This window comes from Bacillus sp. 01N42_2 (genome assembly GCF_056399565.1).
Genome location: NZ_JBFTRO010000002.1, coordinates 561,835 through 581,576, shown reverse-complemented (window position 1 = coordinate 581,576; position 19,742 = coordinate 561,835). Strand labels below are relative to the sequence as shown.

20 protein-coding genes, 3 pseudogenes and 2 riboswitches are annotated in these 19,742 nt (G+C 45.0%); of the genes and pseudogenes, 18 read left to right on the top strand and 5 right to left on the bottom strand.

All coding sequences use genetic code 11. The features are described 5' to 3' along the window. The first annotated feature begins 17 nt into the window (after positions 1 to 17). The 6 genes from AC1DN5_RS06610 to spo0E all read left to right on the top strand — a co-directional run bounded on the left by AC1DN5_RS06610 (position 18) and on the right by spo0E (position 5,020). Positions 18 to 1,214 carry a pyridoxal phosphate-dependent aminotransferase gene (locus AC1DN5_RS06610; protein WP_366969476.1) on the top strand — a complete coding sequence of 399 codons (1,197 nt, stop codon included), beginning with the start codon at positions 18 to 20 and terminating at the stop codon, positions 1,212 to 1,214. Between the two features lie 36 nt (positions 1,215 to 1,250). Continuing rightward, positions 1,251 to 1,350: riboswitch (SAM riboswitch) on the top strand. A gap of 81 nt (positions 1,351 to 1,431) precedes the next feature. Beyond that, positions 1,432 to 2,646 carry a 2,3-diketo-5-methylthiopentyl-1-phosphate enolase gene (gene mtnW / locus AC1DN5_RS06605; protein WP_045925658.1) on the top strand — a complete coding sequence of 405 codons (1,215 nt, stop codon included), beginning with the start codon at positions 1,432 to 1,434 and terminating at the stop codon, positions 2,644 to 2,646. Continuing rightward, the gene (gene mtnX / locus AC1DN5_RS06600) at positions 2,643 to 3,347 is read left to right on the top strand and encodes a 2-hydroxy-3-keto-5-methylthiopentenyl-1-phosphate phosphatase (RefSeq protein ID WP_366969475.1); all 705 of its coding nucleotides are present in this window, start codon (positions 2,643 to 2,645) and stop codon (positions 3,345 to 3,347) included. Before mtnW ends, mtnX begins: the two co-directional genes overlap by 4 nt. Next, positions 3,305 to 3,934, top strand: coding sequence for a methylthioribulose 1-phosphate dehydratase (locus AC1DN5_RS06595; protein ID WP_064778815.1), 630 nt, complete (start codon positions 3,305 to 3,307; stop codon positions 3,932 to 3,934). The genes mtnX and AC1DN5_RS06595 overlap by 43 nt, the downstream gene beginning before the upstream one ends. 15 nt (positions 3,935 to 3,949) lie before the next feature. Next, entirely contained in the window at positions 3,950 to 4,489 is a 540-nt protein-coding gene (locus AC1DN5_RS06590) for a 1,2-dihydroxy-3-keto-5-methylthiopentene dioxygenase (RefSeq protein WP_064778816.1), read from the top strand. A 270-nt stretch (positions 4,490 to 4,759) separates the two neighbouring features. Beyond that, a complete protein-coding gene (gene spo0E / locus AC1DN5_RS06585; protein WP_016936353.1) occupies positions 4,760 to 5,020 on the top strand; it encodes an aspartyl-phosphate phosphatase Spo0E in 261 nt (86 codons plus the stop codon). Between the two features lie 207 nt (positions 5,021 to 5,227). Here spo0E and AC1DN5_RS06580 read toward each other — a convergent pair whose 3' ends face one another. Further along, a complete protein-coding gene (locus AC1DN5_RS06580; RefSeq protein WP_327814060.1) occupies positions 5,228 to 6,745 on the bottom strand; it encodes an ATP-binding protein in 1,518 nt (505 codons plus the stop codon). Between the two features lie 200 nt (positions 6,746 to 6,945). On the opposite strand from AC1DN5_RS06580, the gene mhqR reads away from it, so the two are divergent. After that, entirely contained in the window at positions 6,946 to 7,392 is a 447-nt protein-coding gene (mhqR, locus tag AC1DN5_RS06575) for a MarR family transcriptional regulator MhqR (protein ID WP_016936351.1), read from the top strand. A gap of 35 nt (positions 7,393 to 7,427) precedes the next feature. On the opposite strand, the gene motB is transcribed toward mhqR, so the two are convergent. The 3 genes from motB to clpE form a co-directional block, all read right to left on the bottom strand. Beyond that, complete coding sequence (motB, locus tag AC1DN5_RS06570; RefSeq protein WP_095240808.1) at positions 7,428 to 8,213, bottom strand: flagellar motor protein MotB; 786 nt, start codon at positions 8,211 to 8,213, stop codon at positions 7,428 to 7,430. Further along, entirely contained in the window at positions 8,185 to 9,000 is an 816-nt protein-coding gene (motA, locus tag AC1DN5_RS06565) for a flagellar motor stator protein MotA (RefSeq protein WP_013352039.1), read from the bottom strand. Before motA ends, motB begins: the two co-directional genes overlap by 29 nt. A 166-nt stretch (positions 9,001 to 9,166) precedes the next feature. Continuing rightward, a complete protein-coding gene (gene clpE / locus AC1DN5_RS06560; protein WP_366969473.1) occupies positions 9,167 to 11,263 on the bottom strand; it encodes an ATP-dependent protease ATP-binding subunit ClpE in 2,097 nt (698 codons plus the stop codon). 348 nt (positions 11,264 to 11,611) lie between these two features. Between clpE and AC1DN5_RS06555 the strand changes: the two genes are divergently transcribed. From AC1DN5_RS06555 to queF, 6 genes are all read left to right on the top strand, one after another. Further along, complete coding sequence (locus AC1DN5_RS06555; protein ID WP_366969471.1) at positions 11,612 to 12,658, top strand: YkvI family membrane protein; 1,047 nt, start codon at positions 11,612 to 11,614, stop codon at positions 12,656 to 12,658. Positions 12,659 to 12,746: 88 nt separating this feature from the next. Next, complete coding sequence (locus tag AC1DN5_RS06550; protein WP_366969470.1) at positions 12,747 to 13,868, top strand: hypothetical protein; 1,122 nt, start codon at positions 12,747 to 12,749, stop codon at positions 13,866 to 13,868. 110 nt (positions 13,869 to 13,978) lie between these two features. After that, a riboswitch (PreQ1 riboswitch) is annotated at positions 13,979 to 14,023 on the top strand. Between the two features lie 96 nt (positions 14,024 to 14,119). Then, positions 14,120 to 14,779 carry a 7-cyano-7-deazaguanine synthase QueC gene (gene queC, locus AC1DN5_RS06545; RefSeq protein ID WP_003154679.1) on the top strand — a complete coding sequence of 220 codons (660 nt, stop codon included), beginning with the start codon at positions 14,120 to 14,122 and terminating at the stop codon, positions 14,777 to 14,779. Then, positions 14,780 to 15,220, top strand: a complete 441-nt coding sequence (queD, locus tag AC1DN5_RS06540) for a 6-carboxytetrahydropterin synthase QueD (RefSeq protein WP_016936345.1) — start codon at positions 14,780 to 14,782, stop codon at positions 15,218 to 15,220. Further along, on the top strand, positions 15,213 to 15,944 hold the full coding sequence (gene queE / locus AC1DN5_RS06535; RefSeq protein ID WP_327814070.1) for a 7-carboxy-7-deazaguanine synthase QueE: 732 nt from the start codon (positions 15,213 to 15,215) through the stop codon (positions 15,942 to 15,944). Before queD ends, queE begins: the two co-directional genes overlap by 8 nt. 18 nt (positions 15,945 to 15,962) lie before the next feature. Beyond that, entirely contained in the window at positions 15,963 to 16,457 is a 495-nt protein-coding gene (gene queF, locus AC1DN5_RS06530) for a preQ(1) synthase (protein ID WP_003154673.1), read from the top strand. Between the two features lie 572 nt (positions 16,458 to 17,029). On the opposite strand, the gene AC1DN5_RS06525 is transcribed toward queF, so the two are convergent. Continuing rightward, positions 17,030 to 17,386, bottom strand: coding sequence for a winged helix-turn-helix transcriptional regulator (locus AC1DN5_RS06525; RefSeq protein ID WP_366969467.1), 357 nt, complete (start codon positions 17,384 to 17,386; stop codon positions 17,030 to 17,032). A 168-nt stretch (positions 17,387 to 17,554) separates the two neighbouring features. Between AC1DN5_RS06525 and AC1DN5_RS06520 the strand changes: the two genes are divergently transcribed. The 5 genes and pseudogenes from AC1DN5_RS06520 (at position 17,555) to AC1DN5_RS06500 (ending at position 19,704) form a co-directional block, all read left to right on the top strand. Further along, positions 17,555 to 18,301: an SDR family NAD(P)-dependent oxidoreductase gene (locus tag AC1DN5_RS06520; protein WP_366969466.1), complete on the top strand. Its 747-nt coding sequence runs from the start codon at positions 17,555 to 17,557 to the stop codon at positions 18,299 to 18,301. Positions 18,302 to 18,473: 172 nt separating this feature from the next. Next, positions 18,474 to 18,900, top strand: a pseudogene (locus AC1DN5_RS06515) (peptidase G2 autoproteolytic cleavage domain-containing protein); the annotation flags it as partial. After that, a pseudogene (locus tag AC1DN5_RS06510) lies at positions 18,894 to 18,974 on the top strand (M15 family peptidase); the annotation flags it as partial. The pseudogenes AC1DN5_RS06515 and AC1DN5_RS06510, both read left to right, overlap by 7 nt. A gap of 26 nt (positions 18,975 to 19,000) precedes the next feature. Next, a pseudogene (locus tag AC1DN5_RS06505) lies at positions 19,001 to 19,240 on the top strand (N-acetylmuramoyl-L-alanine amidase family protein); the annotation flags it as partial. Positions 19,241 to 19,371: 131 nt separating this feature from the next. Beyond that, positions 19,372 to 19,704, top strand: a complete 333-nt coding sequence (locus AC1DN5_RS06500; protein ID WP_021493772.1) for a hypothetical protein — start codon at positions 19,372 to 19,374, stop codon at positions 19,702 to 19,704. The last annotated feature ends 38 nt before the right edge of the window (positions 19,705 to 19,742 follow it).

The following is a 19,742-nucleotide window of genomic DNA, read 5'->3' as shown; positions in this document are numbered from 1 at the left end:
TTTTAGAAGGTGAAAATATGAACTTTGAAGTCTCAGATGTACTCAAACAGCTGCCGGAACAATTTTTTGCATCTTTGGTGCAAAAGGTCAATCAAAAGCTGAAAGAAGGCAAAGACATCATCAATTTAGGACAGGGGAACCCTGATCAGCCGACACCTCAGCATATCGTTGAAGAAATGAAGCGTGCCGTCGAAAGGCCGGAAAATCATAAATACTCATCATTCCGGGGCGCTTACAGCTTCAAAAAAGCTGCGGCTGAATTTTATGAAAGGGAGTACGGGGTGACGCTTGATCCGGAAACGGAAGTAGCCGTGCTGTTCGGAGGCAAGGCGGGGCTTGTTGAACTTCCGCAATGTCTTTTGAACCCGGGAGATACCATTCTTGTGCCTGATCCCGGATATCCTGACTACTGGTCGGGGGTCGCCCTTGCGAAAGCGAAAATGGAAATGATGCCGCTGACGGAAGATAGAGGGTTTCTCCCCGATTACAGCGCAATTCCTGAAACGGTGCAGAACGAGGCAAAGCTGCTGTATCTCAATTATCCGAATAATCCGACCGGTGCTGTGGCAACAGAGGCGTTTTTCGAGGAGACGGTCAGCTTTGCGGAACAAAACGGCATTTGTGTCGTTCATGATTTCGCATACGGGGCTGTCGGTTTTGACGGGCATAAACCGCTGAGCTTTTTGCAGACAGAAGGCGCAAAAGAAACGGGGATTGAAATCTATACTTTGTCCAAAACGTATAACATGGCGGGCTGGCGGGTCGGATTTGCGGTAGGAAACGCGTCTGTCATCGAAGCGATCAATCTTTATCAAGATCATATGTTTGTCAGCTTGTTTCCCGCGGCGCAGCAGGCTGCAGCCGCCGCTCTTTTGGCGGATCAGACATGCGTCGCAGCGCAAAATGACAGATATGAGTCGAGACGCAATGCCTGGATTGCAGCCTGCCGTGATATCGGCTGGGATGTGACGGCTCCGGCGGGTTCCTTTTTTGCATGGCTTCCGGTGCCGGACGGATATACGTCGCAGTCGTTTTCAGATCTGCTTTTGGAAAAAGCGGATGTCGCGGTCGCAGCCGGAAACGGGTTCGGAAAATTCGGAGAAGGCTATATAAGAGTCGGTCTTCTGACAAGTGAAGAAAGACTTAAAGAAGCTGCGGAACGGATCGGGAAGCTGAATCTTTTCACCCGAAAAAGCATTGACATATCAGGATAACAATGCGATAATTCAAAATACTTTATAAAATCATTATTCTTATCAAGAGCAGGCAGAGGGACGAGCCCGATGAAGCCCGGCAACCGACTGATAAAGCACGGTGCTAATTCTTGCAGCAGGAGCTGAGAGATAAGATTCGGACATAACACGAAGCCTCTTTCTGCTCTTAAGGAAGAGGCTTTTTTATGTTTTGCGAAAGAAAGAGAGGCGTTCACGCATGAGCGAAGTATTGGCAACATATCTTCTGACAGACACAACGGACAGTGAAAAGCGGGCGGAACAGATTGCGGCGGGGCTGACGGTAGGCTCCTGGACGGATCTGCCCCTGGTGAAACAGGAACAGCTCAGAAAGCATAAAGGCCGGGTCGTGAAAGTTGAGGAAAAAGAAGGGGCCAAAGAAAACGAAACACAATCCGTCATCACCATCGCCTATCCTGAGGCGAACTTTTCAAGAGATATTCCGGCCGTCCTGACGACGGTATTCGGAAAGCTGTCACTGGACGGAAAAATAAAATTGACTGATCTTGAATTTTCCGAAGGGTTTAAACGCTCCCTTCCCGGGCCGAAATTCGGTATATACGGCATCCGCAAACTGCTGGGCGAATTTGAAAGACCGCTTCTGATGAGCATCTTTAAAGGCGTGATCGGACGGGATCTCGCCGACATTAAAGAACAGCTCAGACAGCAGGCGCTCGGCGGCGTGGATCTTATTAAAGATGACGAAATTTTCTTTGAAAATGAACTGGCTCCGTTTGAAACCCGCATTATCGAAGGAAAACAAGTCCTGAAGGAAACGCGGGAGGAGACGGGGCATAAGACGCTGTACGCCGTAAACCTGACGGGGAGGACTTCTGAATTGCGGGATAAAGCGAGACGCGCGGCAGAACTCGGGGCAGACGCCCTCTTACTGAATGTATTCGCCTACGGCTTAGACGTCATGCAAAGTCTTGCTGAAGATGGGGAAATCCCGCTTCCGATTATGGCGCATCCGGCGGTCAGCGGCGCGTTTACATCATCTCCCGTTTACGGTTTATCGCACGCACTTTTGCTCGGCAAGCTGAACCGCTATTGCGGCGCCGATTTCAGCTTATTTCCGTCACCATACGGATCCGTCGCTCTTCCGAAGGAGTCCGCACTTGCGATCCATCATGAATGTGTAAAGGAAGACGTCTTTCATCCGACGTTTGCCGTCCCGTCAGCAGGCATTCATCCAGGCATGGTGCCATTGTTAATGCGTGATTTCGGTATTGATCACATCATCAATGCAGGCGGAGGCATTCACGGCCATCCGAAAGGAGCCGAGGGCGGCGGAAGAGCGTTCCGCGCCATTATTGATGCGGTGCTTGAAGCACAGCCGATTAAAGAAAAAGCCGCGTCGTGCAAAGATCTTCAGCTCGCATTAGACAAATGGGGAAAGGCGGAATCCGTATGACCCGCACACCGCTGATTATTTGTGATTTCGACGGAACAGTCACCATGAACGACAACATTGTCAGCATGATGAAAGAATTCGCGCCCCCTGAGTGGCTTGAATTAAAAGACGGTGTTCTGTCTAAAAGCATATCAATTCAGGAAGGAGTCGGCCGGATGTTCGGGCTGCTGCCGAGCAGCTTAAAAGATGAGCTGACGGACTTTATTCTGGAGGATGCGAAAATACGGGACGGCTTTTTGGATTTTGTTTCGTTTGTCCGGTCAAACGATCTCCCGTTTTATATCGTAAGCGGGGGGATGGACTTTTTTGTGCATCCGCTTTTAGAAGGCATCGTAGAAAAAGAGCGGATCTTCTGCAATCATGCATCCTTTGACAATGAATATATTCATATCAATTGGCCGCAAGCCTGTGACGAAGCCTGCACGAATCAGTGCGGCTGCTGCAAACCGTCAGTCATCCGGAAGCTATCCGACCGGCAGAAATTTCTCATTATGATCGGTGATTCGGTGACGGATGTCGAGGCTGCAAAGTTATCCGATATGTGTTTTGCGAGAGATTATCTTTTGACTGAATGCAAAGAGCTCGGTCTTCGGCATCAGCCTTTTCAAGATTTTCATGAAGTGAAAGCAGGCATCGAAAATATCGGGGAGGTGCAGTCATGGCTGCAAAAGAAGAACGCTGGCGCGAACTTGCCGAAGTAAAGCGCGAGCTGGCTGAAAGAGACTGGTTCCCGGCAACAAGCGGGAATCTTTCCATCAAAGTATCCGACGCACCGCTGACGTTTCTCGTTACGGCAAGCGGAAAAGACAAACGAAAAGAAACAGACGAAGATTTTCTCTTAGTCGATGAGAACGGGGAGCCCGCTGAGACCGGCCATTCCTTAAAACCCTCGGCAGAGACGCTTCTCCATACGTACTTATACCAAAAGACAGACGCGGGCTGCTGTCTGCATGTCCATACCGTTAATAATAATGTCATCTCAGAGCTCTACGGGGATGAAAAACAAATCACCTTTCAGGGGCAGGAAATGATTAAGGCGCTCGGATTGTGGGAGGAAAACGCGTCGGTGACCGTTCCGATCATTGACAATCCGGCGCACATCCCGGCATTAGCCGAAAGCTTCGCGCGCCATGCAGACGCCGGATCAGGCGCGGTATTAATCCGCAATCACGGCATTACGGCATGGGGGCGGACCGCGTTTGAGGCGAAAAGGGTGCTGGAAGCCTATGAATTTTTATTCAGCTGTCATATCAAGCTTCTGTCACTTCGGCCGCAGCTTGTAAAATAAAAGGAGGAACGCAAAATGGCGACAATCAGAATTCATGACGAAAAGAATACGATCATTGAACATCAGGAAGAAGTAGCGCGCTTTTTAGACGAACAAGAGGTGATCTATGAGCAGTGGAACATTGAAAAACTTCCGCCTGAGCTTTCGGAGAAATACGATCTAACCGAAGATGAAAAAAACCGGATTCTCACGGTGTTTGACAAAGAGATTCAGGATATTTCAGCCCGGCGCGGCTATCAGTCTCAGGATGTCATTTCTTTATCAGATACAACACCCAATCTTGATGAGCTGTTGAAAAATTTTCAAAGAGAACATCACCACACGGATGATGAAGTCCGCTTTATCGTCAGCGGGCACGGCATCTTCGTCATTCAGGGCAAAGACGGCACTTTTTTTGATGTCCGTTTAAATCCGGGGGATTTGATTTCGGTTCCGGAGAACATCCGCCACTACTTTACGCTTCAGGAGGACCGCCGGGTCGTCGCAATCCGAATCTTCGTGACGACTGAAGGATGGGTGCCGATTTATGAAAATGAAAGTGTGCAAAACGGATAGATGTCCGAACCTCTCATGCGGTCAGCCGCGTGAGAGGTTTTTTATTGTAATATAAAATCTCTGTTTTTTTATGCATTAAATGGGCGCATTTTGTTTATATCATTACCTGAATGGGTATTATTCTCGTAATCATACTAAAGATTCCAATATGAAATGAAAAATTAAGTTATTTAGTAAAAAAATGTTTACAAATAAAGTATAATCTGTAATAATGCTCAATAACCCAATCAAACTTGTTTCCTATTCTTTTAGCGGTGAGGGGTGAAGTGAATGGGCAGTTATTCTGAACAAGAAAAATTGCTAGTATCTATTGATGAAAAGAGGAAAATGATGATAGATGCGGCTAACAGGCAGGGGTTTACAGGATATGACACGATCAGACACAGCCAGGAACTGGACAGTCTGATGAACGCGTATCAGCAGCTGATAAACCGTGAACGCACACATCACCAAGGAATACAGGGCCTTGTGAAGAAAATAGGCTTGTTCTCCCGCGGTGACGTCATGCCTGCATATGAAGCAAACAAATGATTGATGATAAACAGATAACGAAGACTGAATGCGCTTCATGATTAACCGCCGCATCCGAAAGATGACCGCGTGCAGTCAGCGGGTTTTTCCGCTGGCACAGCTCACGAAGCGCCTCGTATCTATCTGCCGGCTATGTTGCCGTTCCCCGGTATATCCTCTTACACATATTCTTCTTATATAAAAAACACCCTGTTTCAGGGTGTTTTTTCATCGTGAAGCGGCAGGGAGGGTAATGGTGACCTCTGTGCCTTTATCGACTTCACTTTGAATGTCAATCGAACCGCCGTACATCAGCACGATCCGTTTACATACGACAAGACCGAGGCCGGTGCCTTTTTCCTTTGATGTGACAAACGGAAGGAAAATGTGCTCAAGCATATCCTCAGAAATACCCATTCCGTTGTCGGCCACCTTAATGACTGCTTTATGGTCGAGGGCCTCTAAATAGATGGACAGCCTGCCGCCTTCCTGCATTGATTCGAGCGCGTTTTTCGCGACATTTAAGATCACCTGTTTAATATGGTCTTTCGTGCAGTTGACCTTGAGCGGCCGATTGACGAGAATCTCCACATTCACTTCCACATTATAAAGATTCCCTTCCGAATAAATAATCGGCATAATCTCATCAAGGATATCCTGAAGCGAGTTCACTTCCAATCGTTCCGCGGTCGGTTTGCCGAGCACTAAAAACTCACTGACAATCTGATTGATCCGTTTAACCTCCTGCTCAATAATTGAGAAATACAGCTGATCTTCCTCCGTTTTATATTTTTTCTGCAAAAGCTGAATGAAGCCGCTGATCCCTGTAAGCGGGTTGCGTATTTCATGAGCGGTGCTTGCGGCAAGCGTTCCGATCAGCTCCAATTTTTGCGCCTCGTTTTGAGCGCGCTCCAGCTCGGTCTTGCGCTTAAGCAGATAATATTGAACGAGGATGAACAGAATATTCAGCAGCACGGCAATACTGGACATCGGCAGCAGCACGCTTTTGGTCAGCTCGTTCAGCTCTACCGGTTTCGGGTAAACATTGATATTCCAATTAATATCATCCAGATAGCCGCTGACCGGTTTCACGCCTTCTGACTGATCTGCCCGTCCGCTGGCAAATATCACTTTATCCTCATGGGTTGCCTTGACATAAACGTCGGGGCTCAGCATATTGATCATATTTCTCAAATAATCGACTTGTATGGCGGCCACTAAATAATCCGTGACCTCCCGGTTTGCGTCTAACACCGGCACGCAGATCGTAAAGATACGCTGGCCTGTAATTCTGCTGGAGTAGTCGTTTGTGATGACCGTTTTTTTCGTCTTTTTTGCCTTCGTAAAATACGGTCTGTCGGCCAAATTCACCTTTGTTTTCAGATCGGTCGTGCTTGCGATGACGTCACCTTTGGAATTCAGCATATACAATCCGCTGAATCTGGGTTCATCCTCAAAAGCCTGATCGAGAATTTCATTTATCTTTTCTTCATTGACAGGCTTATCGACAGCGATCGCAAGTGTTGTCATCCGGGCTTTTGTTTCACCGATTAAATAATTGAGCTTATTGCGGTGAAGATTGAGCATCATACTGGCTTCCTGTATGTGTTTATCGGCTATTTTCTGCTTTTCTTTTTCATATATGAAAAAGCTGATAATAAGTGCCGGGATGATCACCAATATGAGATAAAGTTTGATCTTTCCCCGGGCACCTTTAAATGTATTCACTCTGCATCGCTCCAACATTACACTTGAATAGAGGTATTATATCATTGTTTATACTTCTTTAATAAGAAAAAATAACCAAAATGCTATAAAAACAAATTATTTTATTAAGGTCCGTCAAAAAGAAGAGAAATTTTGGAAAGATTTTTGTTGACATTTTTCATTTTGTTTATTAATGTTTCTCTGTAACGGTTTCTTTTGCAAAAAGGATGATTGAATGTATGACGGATAAAACAGAAAACTCATTGAAATTATTTATTGTACTGTCGCGTGCATACCGGTCCATAAACGACCATATGAATAAACATATTCATAAGCACGGCCTGAATCCGACAGAATTTGCTGTGCTTGAGCTGCTGTATCATAAAGGCAACCAGCCGCTGCAGCAGATCGGCGACAAAATTTTATTAGCGAGCGGAAGTATTACATACGTTGTTGACAAATTAGAGAAAAAAGAACTTCTCATCAGAAAAGCCTCGCCGACTGACAGGAGGGTGACTTTCGCACAGATTTCCGAAAAGGGAATCCGTCTTTTGGACGATATTTTCCCTGATCATGCAGCCGAAATTAAAGAAATGATCAGTGTGCTGAGTGATGAAGAGATAGAAATGTGTACGGAAATGCTGAAAAGAGTGGGATTAAACGCTAAACATTTTCATCAGAAATAAAAAAGGAAGCCATTTGAAAGGCTTCCTTTTTTATATTACTGATTTTGGTCAGTCGCGGCGTTTCTAGGCTGTATCAATACTTCGACACGCCTGTTTTTGCTGCGTCCTTCCGCGGTTTTGTTCGACGCAGCCGGCTTATACTCACCGAAACCTTTGGCGCTGAATACTTTTGCATCAAGTTTCGGGTTTTCTGTAAGAATAGCCATGAAGTTGACAGCCCGCATGACGCTTAAATGCCAGTTTGATTGAAATTGTGAGTTTTTAATCGGCACATTGTCCGTATGCCCGCTGATGATAATGTTCCTTGGCGGATTCAGCACAAGGAGATTCGAGATTTCCTTGGCAAGCGGTATATCTTCCTGACGGATGTCCGCCCGTCCGGAATCAAAAAAGATACTGTCTTTAATGGTAATTAAGAGTCCTTCTTTAGTCAGCTTTGTTTCCAGCTGAGTTTCAAGCTTTTTGTTTTTTATAAATTGATTGACTTGCTTTTGCACGCCTTCAAGTTCTTCGCGGTCGGCTGCTTCTCTTTCTTTCTTTTTCTGTTCTTTATCTTTTTCCTTGTCTTTTTTTAACTGATCAACGCCGTCTTTTTCGTTTTCAGGAGGAGTGACGCTTGAATATTCAAGGACCCCCGTGCCTCCTGTAAAAACGGCGTTAAATGATTTAGACAGCATTTGAAATTTCGCCGCGTCGACAGAACTCATGGCGAACAATACAATGAACAGAGCCAAAAGAAGGGTGAGAAGGTCCGCGTACGGGATCAGCCAAGACTCATCCACATGCTCGTCATCATGCTTCTTCTTCTTTTTTCTCGCCATTGTTTGCCTCTCCTTCTTGTTCAATGACTTTTGCTCGTTCGTTCGCAGGGAGATACATGAGAAGTTTTTGTTCGATCACTTTCGGCGCCTGTCCTTCAAGCACCGACAGAACGCCTTCAATCATGATTTCACGCAGTTTGACTTCCTGTTTTGATTTCCGTTTCAGCTTGTTGGCGAAAGGATGCCATAGTACATATCCCGTAAAGATCCCGAGAAGGGTGGCGACAAACGCCGCACTGATGGCATGTCCGAGCGCCTCGGTATTGTTCATATTGGAAAGAGCGGCGATAAGACCGATGACCGCACCCAAAACGCCGAGTGTCGGCGCATATGTGCCGGCTTGGGTAAAGATAGCCGCGCCGGCCTGGTGTCTGTCCTCCATCGCTTCAACTTCCTCAGTCATAATATCTCTGATAAATTCTGCGCTTTGTCCGTCAACCGCCATGCTCAGTCCGTTTTTCAAAAACGCGTCATCCACGTCTTCGATGCTTGCTTCCAATGCGAGCAGACCTTCCCGTCTGGCGATTTGCGCCCATTGAGAGAACATGGGAATTAATTGCGCAATGGTCAGCTGTTTGTTTTCTTTAAACAGCACTTTAAAAAGGGCAGGCACTTTTTTGATTTCTTTTCCGGGGAATGCGATGATCACCGCTGAAATCGTACCGAACAAAATAATCAGAATAGCTGCCGGGTTAGCGAGTGCGCTTAAGCTGACCCCTTTCAGCACCATGCCCACGCTTAAAGCAATCAGGGCGAGGATGATACCGATAATCGATGTTTTATCCATAGTTTTCACCAAATCCTTTATACTAGCTTTCTATGGTTAATATCGGTGGCAGTGGATGGAACTTTAGGGTGAATGTGAAATTGTTGCCGAATTCTTCACAGTTTCTGCCTTCCGGCATGGAAAAAGATACAAAAAAGCGGCTCCCCAGACAGGGAACCGCTTTTTCTTATTGTGCACGGACTTTGATGCCGTCTTCTTCCATTACGACATGGAAGGCTTTTATTTCATTGTCATCCAATAAGAGATCTGTCATTTCGTCTTCGATCAATTCCTGGATGGTTCTTCTGAGCGGGCGTGCTCCGAAAGCAGGGTGATAGCCGATTTCAGCGATTTTTTCTTTCGCATCATCGGTGACGTTCAGGCTGATGCCGCGCTCTTTTAATGTGTCTTCAAGCTCTGCGAGAAGCAGGCTGACGATTTTCACGAGATGTTCTTTTTTCAGGGATTGGAATTCAATAATGTTGTCAAACCGGTTTAAAAACTCCGGTTTGAAGAACGCGCTCAGTGAATCAATCAGCGTTTGTTCTTCCATGACGCTTTCTTCAGATTGGAACCCGACCTTTGCTTGTTTTTCGCCGGTTCCCGCGTTGCTTGTCATAATCAAAACGGTATCTTTGAAGCTGACCGTTCTGCCTTGGCTGTCTGTCAGACGGCCGTCCTCCATAATCTGCAGGAACATATGCTGGACGTCAGGGTGCGCTTTTTCAATCTCATCAAGCAGCACGATGCTGTACGGATTGCGTCGCACTTTTTCCGTTAATTGCCCGGCTTCATCATGTCCGACATATCCCGGCGGTGAACCGATGATTTTAGAAACGGCGTGTTTTTCCATGTATTCACTCATATCGAGCCGGATGATGGAATCTTTTGTACCGAACAGTTCATCTGCGAGTGTTTTTGATAACTCGGTTTTTCCGACCCCGGTCGGTCCCACAAAGAGGAAGGAGCCGACAGGTCTGTTTTTTGATTTTAAGCCGGCGCGGCTTCGTCTGACCGCTTTCGCCACTTTTTTCACGGCTTTTTCCTGACCGATGACGCGCTCATGAAGGCGCTCTTCAAGTTCCTTCATTTTGACTTGTTCATCAGCCTGAAGTTTTCCGACCGGAATGCCTGTTTTCTGTTCAATGATGGCTTGAATATGCTCCGCCCCGATTTCTGAAGAAACGGCCGGTGTTTCATGCGCCAGCTGCTTTTCCAACGCCGCTTCTTCATCGCGCAGTTTCGCGGCAAGCTCATAATTTTCTTCCTGAAGCGCTTTTGTTTTCTCCGCGTCAATTGCTTTAAGTCTCTCAGCCGCATCTTCTTCATTTACGGTATCAAGCTCCAGGTTTGCCTTAGAACCGGCTTCATCTAACAAGTCGATCGCTTTATCCGGCAGATGGCGGTCCTGAATGTAGCGGGAAGAAAGTGTAACACACGCTTTGATCGCTTCATCGCTGAATGTGACGCCGTGGTATTTCTCGTATTTATCTTTAATGCCTTCAAGAATGCTGATGGCTTGTTCGATAGAAGGCTCGTGAACCATGACAGGCTGGAAGCGTCTTTCAAGCGCTGCGTCTTTTTCAATCTGGCGGTACTCTTTCAATGTTGTCGCCCCGATGACCTGCAGTTCGCCTCTGGCCAGCGCCGGTTTCAGGATGTTTCCGGCATCCATTGATCCCTCGGCAGAGCCGGCGCCTACGAGAAGGTGAATCTCGTCAATGAACAAAATGACGTTTTTCCGCTCTTTTAATTCGTTCATTAATTGTTTCATTCTTTCTTCAAACTGGCCTCTGATTCCTGTGTTGGCGACGAGGGAAGCGACATCAAGCAGATAAAGTTCTTTGTTTTTCAGTTTGTTCGGCACATCGCCTTCAGCGATTTTAAGCGCCAAACCTTCTGCAATAGCCGTTTTGCCGACACCGGGTTCACCGATAAGCACCGGGTTGTTTTTATTCCGGCGGTTCAAAATTTCAATTACGCGCGCCACCTCATCATCGCGTCCGATCACAGGGTCAATCAGACCTGCTTTTGCGCCGTTTGTGACGTTTTGAGCGAGCTCATCGAGCAGACCCTTTTTACGGCTGTCCTGCTGTTTATTTTGACCGGGAGCGAAGCCTTGCTCAAACGGGAATCCGAAAGATTGCGGACCCATGCTCATAGCCGGTTTGCGGGTTAATTCTGTATAACATGTTTCACATAAAACGAATTGTCTTTGAATGGAATTGACTTGCATGTTCAGGCGAATCGTCGCCTCGTTTTTGTGACAGTGTTGACAACGCATTTGCCAAAACCTCCTTGTTTGATCTTCTTTGACCAAATGAATTAGAAAATAAGGCCTTAACTTTGACCTTCTTTGATTAATAGTATACTCTGACCTTCTTTGACTTTCAAGTGTTTTGTTTTAAACCGCGAAAAATCAAAGTTTACAGCATGAAAAGCGGCATTTCCAAATGTTTGACCTTTCTTGATGAAGAGTATACGCCGGTCCTTTTTTTCTTTCAATATTTTTGCTTAAAGGGGAGAACTGAATTCGTTTTTGGGGAAGGATGATTTGTTCTTCTTTTCAGGCGACTTGTCTCATATGCTGATAAAAAGGCCTGGACAAATCTGCGCATAGCCGGAGGGTGAAATGGGACAAAGAAAAGGTTCTGCAAGTCAGCTTGCATTCGTATACGTAGGAACGGTTGTAGGAGCCGGTTTTGCCACGGGACGGGAAATCGTTGAATTTTTTCTGAGGTTTGGCTGGATCGGTCTGTTCGGTATTATGGTAAGCGGTCTGATGTTTACATATTTAGGCGCCAAAATCATGATTATTTCCAAACGGATTCATGCAGCATCTTATCAGGAATTGAACACATATTTATTCGGCCGGTCCATCGGCCGCGCCGTGAACATATTTATGATGTTTATCTTGCTGGGAGTGACCTCCGTCATGCTGTCCGGAGCTGGAGCGCTGTTTCATGAGCAGCTTGGCTGGCCCGCACAGGCGGGGATCCTTCTGACGATCGTACTGAGCTTTGCCGTCATGACAAGCGGTGTTAAAGGTGTGTTCGGCGTCAATATATTGGTTGTGCCGCTTTTAATTTCTTTCTCTTTTATCGTGACAGCTGATTCATTTGTATTTACAAGCACGAGAAACGCGGACGAATGGGTATGGCCTGACAAGTGGAACTGGCTTTTGTCCGCCGTCTCTTACGGCGCGTTAAATTTATCGCTTGCCCAAGCCGTCCTTGTGCCGCTTGCGAACGAAATGTCTTCAGAGAAAGTGATCAGAAGGGGGGCTTATTTAGGCGGCGCTCTTTTGACACTAGTGCTTGCCGCGAGCTTCTTATCATTATCGGTGCTGCCGGATGTACTGGAGTTTGACATCCCGATGGCTCAAGTTGTGTATTTGTATTCGCGCTCGCTTCATATCATCTATTTGTTTATTATTTTCGGGGAAGTGTTTACGTCAGTTATCGGCAATTTATATGGATTGGAAAAACAATTAAACAGTTTTCTTCATATAAAAAGTACATATATTTACGGCGGCATTTTGATGTTTGCGTTTATTGTCAGTCAAATCGGCTACGGACAGCTGATTTCTACCGTTTATCCGGTGTTTGGATATGTGAGTCTGGCTTTTATCGGCGCATTGGTTTGCAAAAAAGTCCCGAAAGAAAAACAACATAAATAAGGAAAATGTCTGTATTTTTGGGAATTCCCCTTCTTTTTTCCTGTCATTTCTGTATAATGAATTGGGAAATGATGGGGAGGAGTAAGGGATGAAAGATCGACGTGTATTATTGGGATTTATTTTTATTTGTATCGGCATTGCGTTTTTTTTACAGAAGGCGGGAGTTATACATCTTTCCGCGGGTTCGGCGTGGCCGTTTCTTTTCATTATAATGTCCGCGGGGTTTCACGCCGGATTTGTTTTTTCGAAAAAAACGCCTGAACAGACGGGACTGCTCGTTCCCGGCGGTCTTTTTCTTGTGCTGGGCTGCCTGTTTTGTTTTGAGACCGCAACGGGATGGGCGTATTCAGGCGTGACGTGGCCTGTTTATATATGGGCGCCTGCTCTCGGTCTGTTTGAGCTGTGGTATTTCGGCGGGAGAAAGATCGGCGTATTGATTCCTGCTATGATTTTGGCAGGGACGGGTGCCCTATGCTTTGCCGGTATGCTGTTGACAGGGCTGTGGCCGCTTTTGATCATTGCAGTAGCGGTTCTGTTTCACGCCGCTGCCTTCATGCAGCCGAAAAAAAGAACGGGCCTTCTCATTCCGGGCGGAACATTGCTTGTGATTGGCGGGTTATTATGGTTTGAAACTCTGACGGATTGGACATACGCAACTATGACATCGCCTGTCTACCTCTTTGCCGTCGCGTTCGGCCTGTTTGAAGCCTGGCTGTTCGGAAGAAAGAAAAGGGGGCTTTTGACTGCTGCGGCGGTTCTGTGCGCCGCGGGCATTTTCGGCATATTCACCAATGCAAATGAAGTCATCAGCGAACGCGGCTGGCCCGCGCTCATTCTTTTGCTTGCAGCCGCTTTTCACATTCCGATTTTCGGTCCGAAACTGGTCAAAAACGCAGGACTTCTTGTACCGGGCGGCATTTTATTGGTTACAGGGATCTTGTTTGTTTTTGAAACGGCGACCCAATGGACCTATTCCGGTGTGACATGGCCTGTTTACCTGTTGGCAGCGGCATTCGGTTTATTTGAACTGTGGCTGTTCGGCGGGAAACAAAAGGCGCTGCTCATTCCGGTTGCGGTTCTGACCTTGACCGCGCTATGCTTTACGATGATGTATCAGCCGATCATCCCGGTTTCTGTTTTCTGGCCTGCCTTATTTGTGCTGATCGGGATTGCACTGATGGCATTTCCGAAAAAGAAAAGCCGGGCTTAAATCGGTTTTTGCAGCCTGACACAAGTTTCAGGCTGTTTTTTTTATTGTCACGGGAAACAGCATTATGGTATGATAGCAAAAGTGAAAAAAAGAAGAAAATCCGTATTGATGCGGGAGAGGTTCTAGCTACACCCTCTATAAAAAACTAAGGACGAGCTGTATCCTTGGATACGGTTTTTTTATGTTTTTTAGGGCGCCTTCTCCGAGAAAGGCGCTTTTTTTATTGAATGATAGATAAGGGAGAGAAAGACATGAAAAAAGAAAAAGCGGTTGTGGTATTCAGCGGAGGCCAAGACAGCACGACGTGTTTATTATGGGCTTTGCAAAACTTTGAAGAAGTAGAAACCGTTACATTCCATTATAATCAGCGTCACCAAGAAGAAATTGATGTAGCTAAATCGATTGCCGAAAAGCTCGGTGTCAAAAATCATCTGCTTGATATGTCTCTTTTAAACCAGCTTGCGCCAAACGCGCTGACACGGGATGATATCGAAATTGAAGCGAAGGACGGGGAACTGCCGACAACGTTTGTGCCGGGACGCAACCTTGTATTTTTATCCTTTGCATCGATTCTTGCATATCAAATCGGCGCACGCCACATCATCACCGGTGTATGCGAGACTGATTTCAGCGGCTATCCTGACTGCCGGGACGAGTTTGTCAAGTCCTGCAATGTCACCGTCAACTTGGCGATGGAAAAGCCGTTCGTCATTCATACGCCGCTTATGTGGCTGAACAAAGCGGAAACATGGAAACTTGCTGACGAGCTCGGCGCGCTTGATTTTGTAAAGAATAACACATTGACTTGCTATAACGGCATCATTGCGGACGGATGCGGAGAATGCCCGGCATGCCTGCTCCGCAATAAAGGATACGATGAATATATGAAAATGAAAGGGGAGCGGAACTAATTGCTTTCTCAAATTTACCCGCAGGTTCAGCATCCTTATTCGTTTGAGCTGAATAAGGACATGCACATTTCAGCAGCGCACTTTATTCCCCGTGAAAGTGCCGGAGCGTGCAGCAGAGTCCACGGCCACACGTATACAGTAAATATTACAGTTGCAGGGGATGAACTGGATGATTCAGGCTTTCTCGTGAATTTCAGCGTGCTGAAGAAATTGGTGCACGGCGCTTATGATCACACATTGCTGAATGACCATGACGAATTTTCCGATGATGACCGATATTCGCTGCCGACAACCGAAGTCGTAGCCAAAACGATTTACGATAAAGTTCAGTCCTACCTTGAAACATTGGAGAATCAGCCGGTCTGCGTCCAGGTTTTTGTCAGGGAAACCCCGACAAGCTATTGCGTATACCGCCCGAAAAAAGGTGATTTGAATGGCTAAAGGAATCCCGGTTTTAGAAATTTTCGGACCGACGATACAAGGAGAGGGCATGGTCATCGGCCAGAAAACCATGTTCGTCCGCACGGCAGGCTGTGACTACTCCTGCAGCTGGTGCGACTCCGCCTTTACATGGGACGGCTCAGCCAAAAAAGATATCCGCTGGATGACGGCGGAAGACATTTACCGTGAGCTGAGAGAAATCGGCGGAGACGCCTTTTCCCATGTTACCATCTCAGGAGGAAACCCGGCGCTGTTAAAGCAGCTTGACGCGCTGATTCTGCTGCTGAAAGAGCATGGTGTGCGCGCCGCTTTAGAAACGCAGGGAACGGTCTATCAGGATTGGTTTACAATGATTAACGACCTGACAATTTCACCGAAGCCGCCGAGTTCAGGAATGACAACCGACTTTGCAAAGCTCGATCACATCGTATCTTCTCTTGATGCGGCTGAAAGGCTTAGCGCAGTCAGCTTAAAGGTCGTCATTTTTAATGATGAAGATCTGCAATTCGCGAAAACCGTGCATAAGCGGTATCCGAATATCCCGTTTTATCTTCAGGTCGGAAACGATAATGTCCACACGACGGATGACCGGGCATTAATTACGCATCTGCTCGAAAAATATGAAAAACTCGTTGATAAGGTTTCTGCCGATTCGGATCTGAATCTCGTCAGAGTCCTGCCTCAGCTTCATACATTGCTTTGGGGCAATAAACGGGGAGTTTAATAGAAAGGGAGAATTTACATGACAAGAAAAGAATCAGAATTAGAAGGAGTTACACTCCTGGGGAATCAAGGGACAAACTATTTATTTGAATATGCGCCGGAGGTTTTGGAATCATTCCCGAATAAACACGTGAACCGTGATTATTTTGTTAAATTCAACTGCCCGGAATTTACGTCGCTTTGCCCGAAAACGGGACAGCCGGATTTTGCAACCATTTACATCAGCTATATTCCGGACGAAAAAATGGTGGAAAGCAAATCGTTAAAGCTGTATCTTTTCAGCTTCCGCAACCACGGAGACTTCCACGAGGACTGCATGAACATCATCATGAATGACTTGATCGAATTAATGGATCCGCGTTATATCGAAGTGTGGGGTAAATTCACGCCAAGAGGCGGAATCTCCATTGACCCGTATACAAACTACGGCAGACCCGGAACAAAATATGAAAAAATGGCTGAACATCGCATGATGAATCATGATATGTATCCGGAGACGATTGATAATCGGTAATTTCAGACGGAGTACGGACTCGGACTATAACCTAAATACCCCCGATTGTGGTCCGAAGTGTGAAACGGAGTGAGGTCACGGTAAAACCCGAACATTCAGTGCTAATTTTCAGCGGAATTGTGACCGGAGTGTGACCTGGTCACACTAAAAGTGGGAAAAGTCACATCTGAAAATGGCTCTACTCATGGAATTGTATTAAAAAGTGTGACCTGAGGTGCAACCTGAACTGTGACTTTTATGCAGTGAAAAATTGATAGTACAGAAGCAGATAAAGGCGTACAATTTGTACGTCTTTTCTTTTTTATCCGAAAGAAAAAATGCCTATCTAGAGATCACAGGCATTAAATATTATTATCAATATCTTCATTTATTTTTTGGCTAAGTTTCTGAACCTTCTCTTTAACATTTGAAACAGCTCTTTTTTGAATTTCATCAAAGTTCTCCTGAATATGTCCATGACACTTCTTATTAGAACTTCACTTTCAAAATTGAATATCTCATTTATTTCTGACTGTTCTTCATCTGTTAGGTGATGAAGTTGTTTAGCATTTACTTCAGCAGCTACATCAATCCTAACTTAGTTGTTCTGGTTGTACAATTTCATATTCACCTTCTGCATACTCTTGCTCTGCATAATGGACTCCCCATTGACAGAGCTCCTGCAAGATAGGTTTAAGAGATTCTCCAAGTTCAGTGGATGAATATTCAACCTTCGGCGGTACTTGATTATACATCTTTCTGCTCACAAGTCCACTGGCTTCAAGCTCTCTAAGTGTTTGAATCAGCATTTTCTGAGTTATATTTGGGATAATGCGCTTTAATTCACTCGTTCTCTTTGGTCCATTCATCAAAAAGTATAATACAAGGCCTTTCCATTTTCCGCCAATAACTTCCTTTGTCACTTCAAACCCACAGCTAAATTTTTTCATGTCTAAAGCTCTCCATTCCACATTTATTACTTTTTAGTTACTATATCACAAAAAAGTGGGTACTTCCGATAATGTGCTTACTGAAGGATACTATATCTTGTAAGTTGCTCCTCAAGTACTTAAAGGTACTAGACATAAAATAATATTAATTCTAAAGGAGTGTTAAGTATGGTTAAATTTGAAGGTAAAATAGCGCTTGTAACGGGTGGAACAAGTGGGATTGGTCTTGCTACAGCACAAAAATTTGTAAACGAAGGTGCATATGTTTATATCACGGGACGTAGACAAAACGAACTTGATAAAGCTGTTAACCAAATTGGCAAGAACGTAACCGGTGTTCAAGGTGATATTTCTAAGCTTGAAGACTTAGACAAACTATATGACATTATAAAGCAGGAAAAAGGTAAGTTGGACATTCTTTTTGCTAATGCAGGCACCGGCAACTTCCTTCCATTAGGTGAAATTACTGAAGAGCAGGTTGATAGAACGTTCGACATTAACGTTAAAGGAACCATCTTTACTGTTCAAAAAGCGTTATCACTATTCCCGGACAAAGTAGGTTCTATTATTGTAACGGGCTCTACTGCTGGATCAATTGGCAACCCAGCGTTTAGTGTATATGGAGCATCTAAAGCAGCATTAAGAGCACTAGTTCGCAACTGGATTCTTGACCTAAAAGGCACTGAAATCCGTGTAAATGTGGTTAGTCCAGGAGTTATTCTTACACCTGCATACGATGAGCTTTTTGGTGATGCACTTGAAGGAGCCATGGAAAATACGAGAAATACTTTTCCAGCTGGAAAAGTTGGGACACCTGAAGAAGTAGCAAACGCTGTATCTTTCCTTGCTTCAGACGAAAGCAGTTACTTGACGGGTGTTGAATTGTTCGTAGATGGCGGGCTAGCACAGGTATAATTTCACTGCGCAGAGATTACAAATAGTCCCCAAAAAAGGTTAATGGGGATTTACTTGAAGAAGTCGTATAAAAAAGTCGTTCTCCTTAAAGGACAGGGAATTCGACTTTTTTATGTTTGAATTTGATTAACGTTGTAAATTCGCATTTTCCTGGGGCTACCACTAATGCTAATGGGAAATAGACTCACAAAACGGTAACATTTTAGGTGCTGGTCGTGTTGAAAGTGCTTCAAACTTCAAGGACTATGCTGAGTATTTTGAATCTGCAGATGGCAAAAAGATTGAAAGTGGATACCTTGTAACCCTTGAAGGAGATAAGATTCGCAAGGCTTTAAAAGGTGATGAGATGCTAGGTGTTATTCTGAGACAGCGGGCGTTGTATTAGGTAGTGCTGAGTTTTATTGGAATGACAGATACTTAAGAAATGATTTCGGTGGATTGATCTATGAAGAAACTGAAGTTGAATACACAGATAAGGATGGGAACATAAAAACTGAAAAGAAAAGCCTTGCTAAGCCCAATCCGGATATGATCCTGAATTAGACTACACTTCACGACAGGAGCGTGATGAGTGGCATATTGTTGGACTTATTGGACAGGGTTTGTAGATCAGCCACATCTTCAATTCAACTATAAAGGGTATGGTACTGATACATTCGGCAAAGCTTCATCTGCTAAACCAGTTAAGATTGAAGACCTTCTAAGCCATCAGGCATCAAATCGGTTGGTAAGATCAAAATTGTCGGTGTAAAAAGCGCTGCAATCGTTATGGACAAACCAGACCGTAATAACGCTAAGAACGTCGGTATTTTGGAACTTGGTGAGACAATTAACATCTCAGGCTCTGTAAGAGGTTCAAACAATGCTAAGGGTTATTGGGAAGTCATTTATGATGGGAAACGGAGATACATCTCTGGTCAATTCGGTAAACAAGTTTAAGTAAATAAATAGTTCCCTTGAAAATTTTCGAGGGAATTCTTTTATTTATTTGGAAAAAAGACCCAAACATTTGAAACTATTGTTTTAGTTGTCCCGTATATTAAGGATACTTATAGAGGGGGTAACAATTAATGGATAAATATGAAGAAGAAGAATTGAAAGCACGTATTTTAGGAGAAAGAGACATGTTTGCTTATTATCTGGAAGAAGTTTTGGCGAATAATTTGATTGAAAATCCCGTGGCATTAGGGATTGCCCGTTTGATTATTGATAAGGGTGCTGAAGGATTAACTGACAAGCAGTGGTATACATTTTTAAGACATGGTGTTGGAGACATCAATTATGTCCCACAGTGCCGAAGGGATTATGAACAAATTCCTTGGGAAGAAATGCTTTTAGCTGTTCACATTGAAGAAGATGATTTATGTGGCTACTGTAGACATAAAGAAGAAAAAGGAGAATAAAAGATGGTAATCGCAAAGTTTGATCCTCCTGTTGGCAT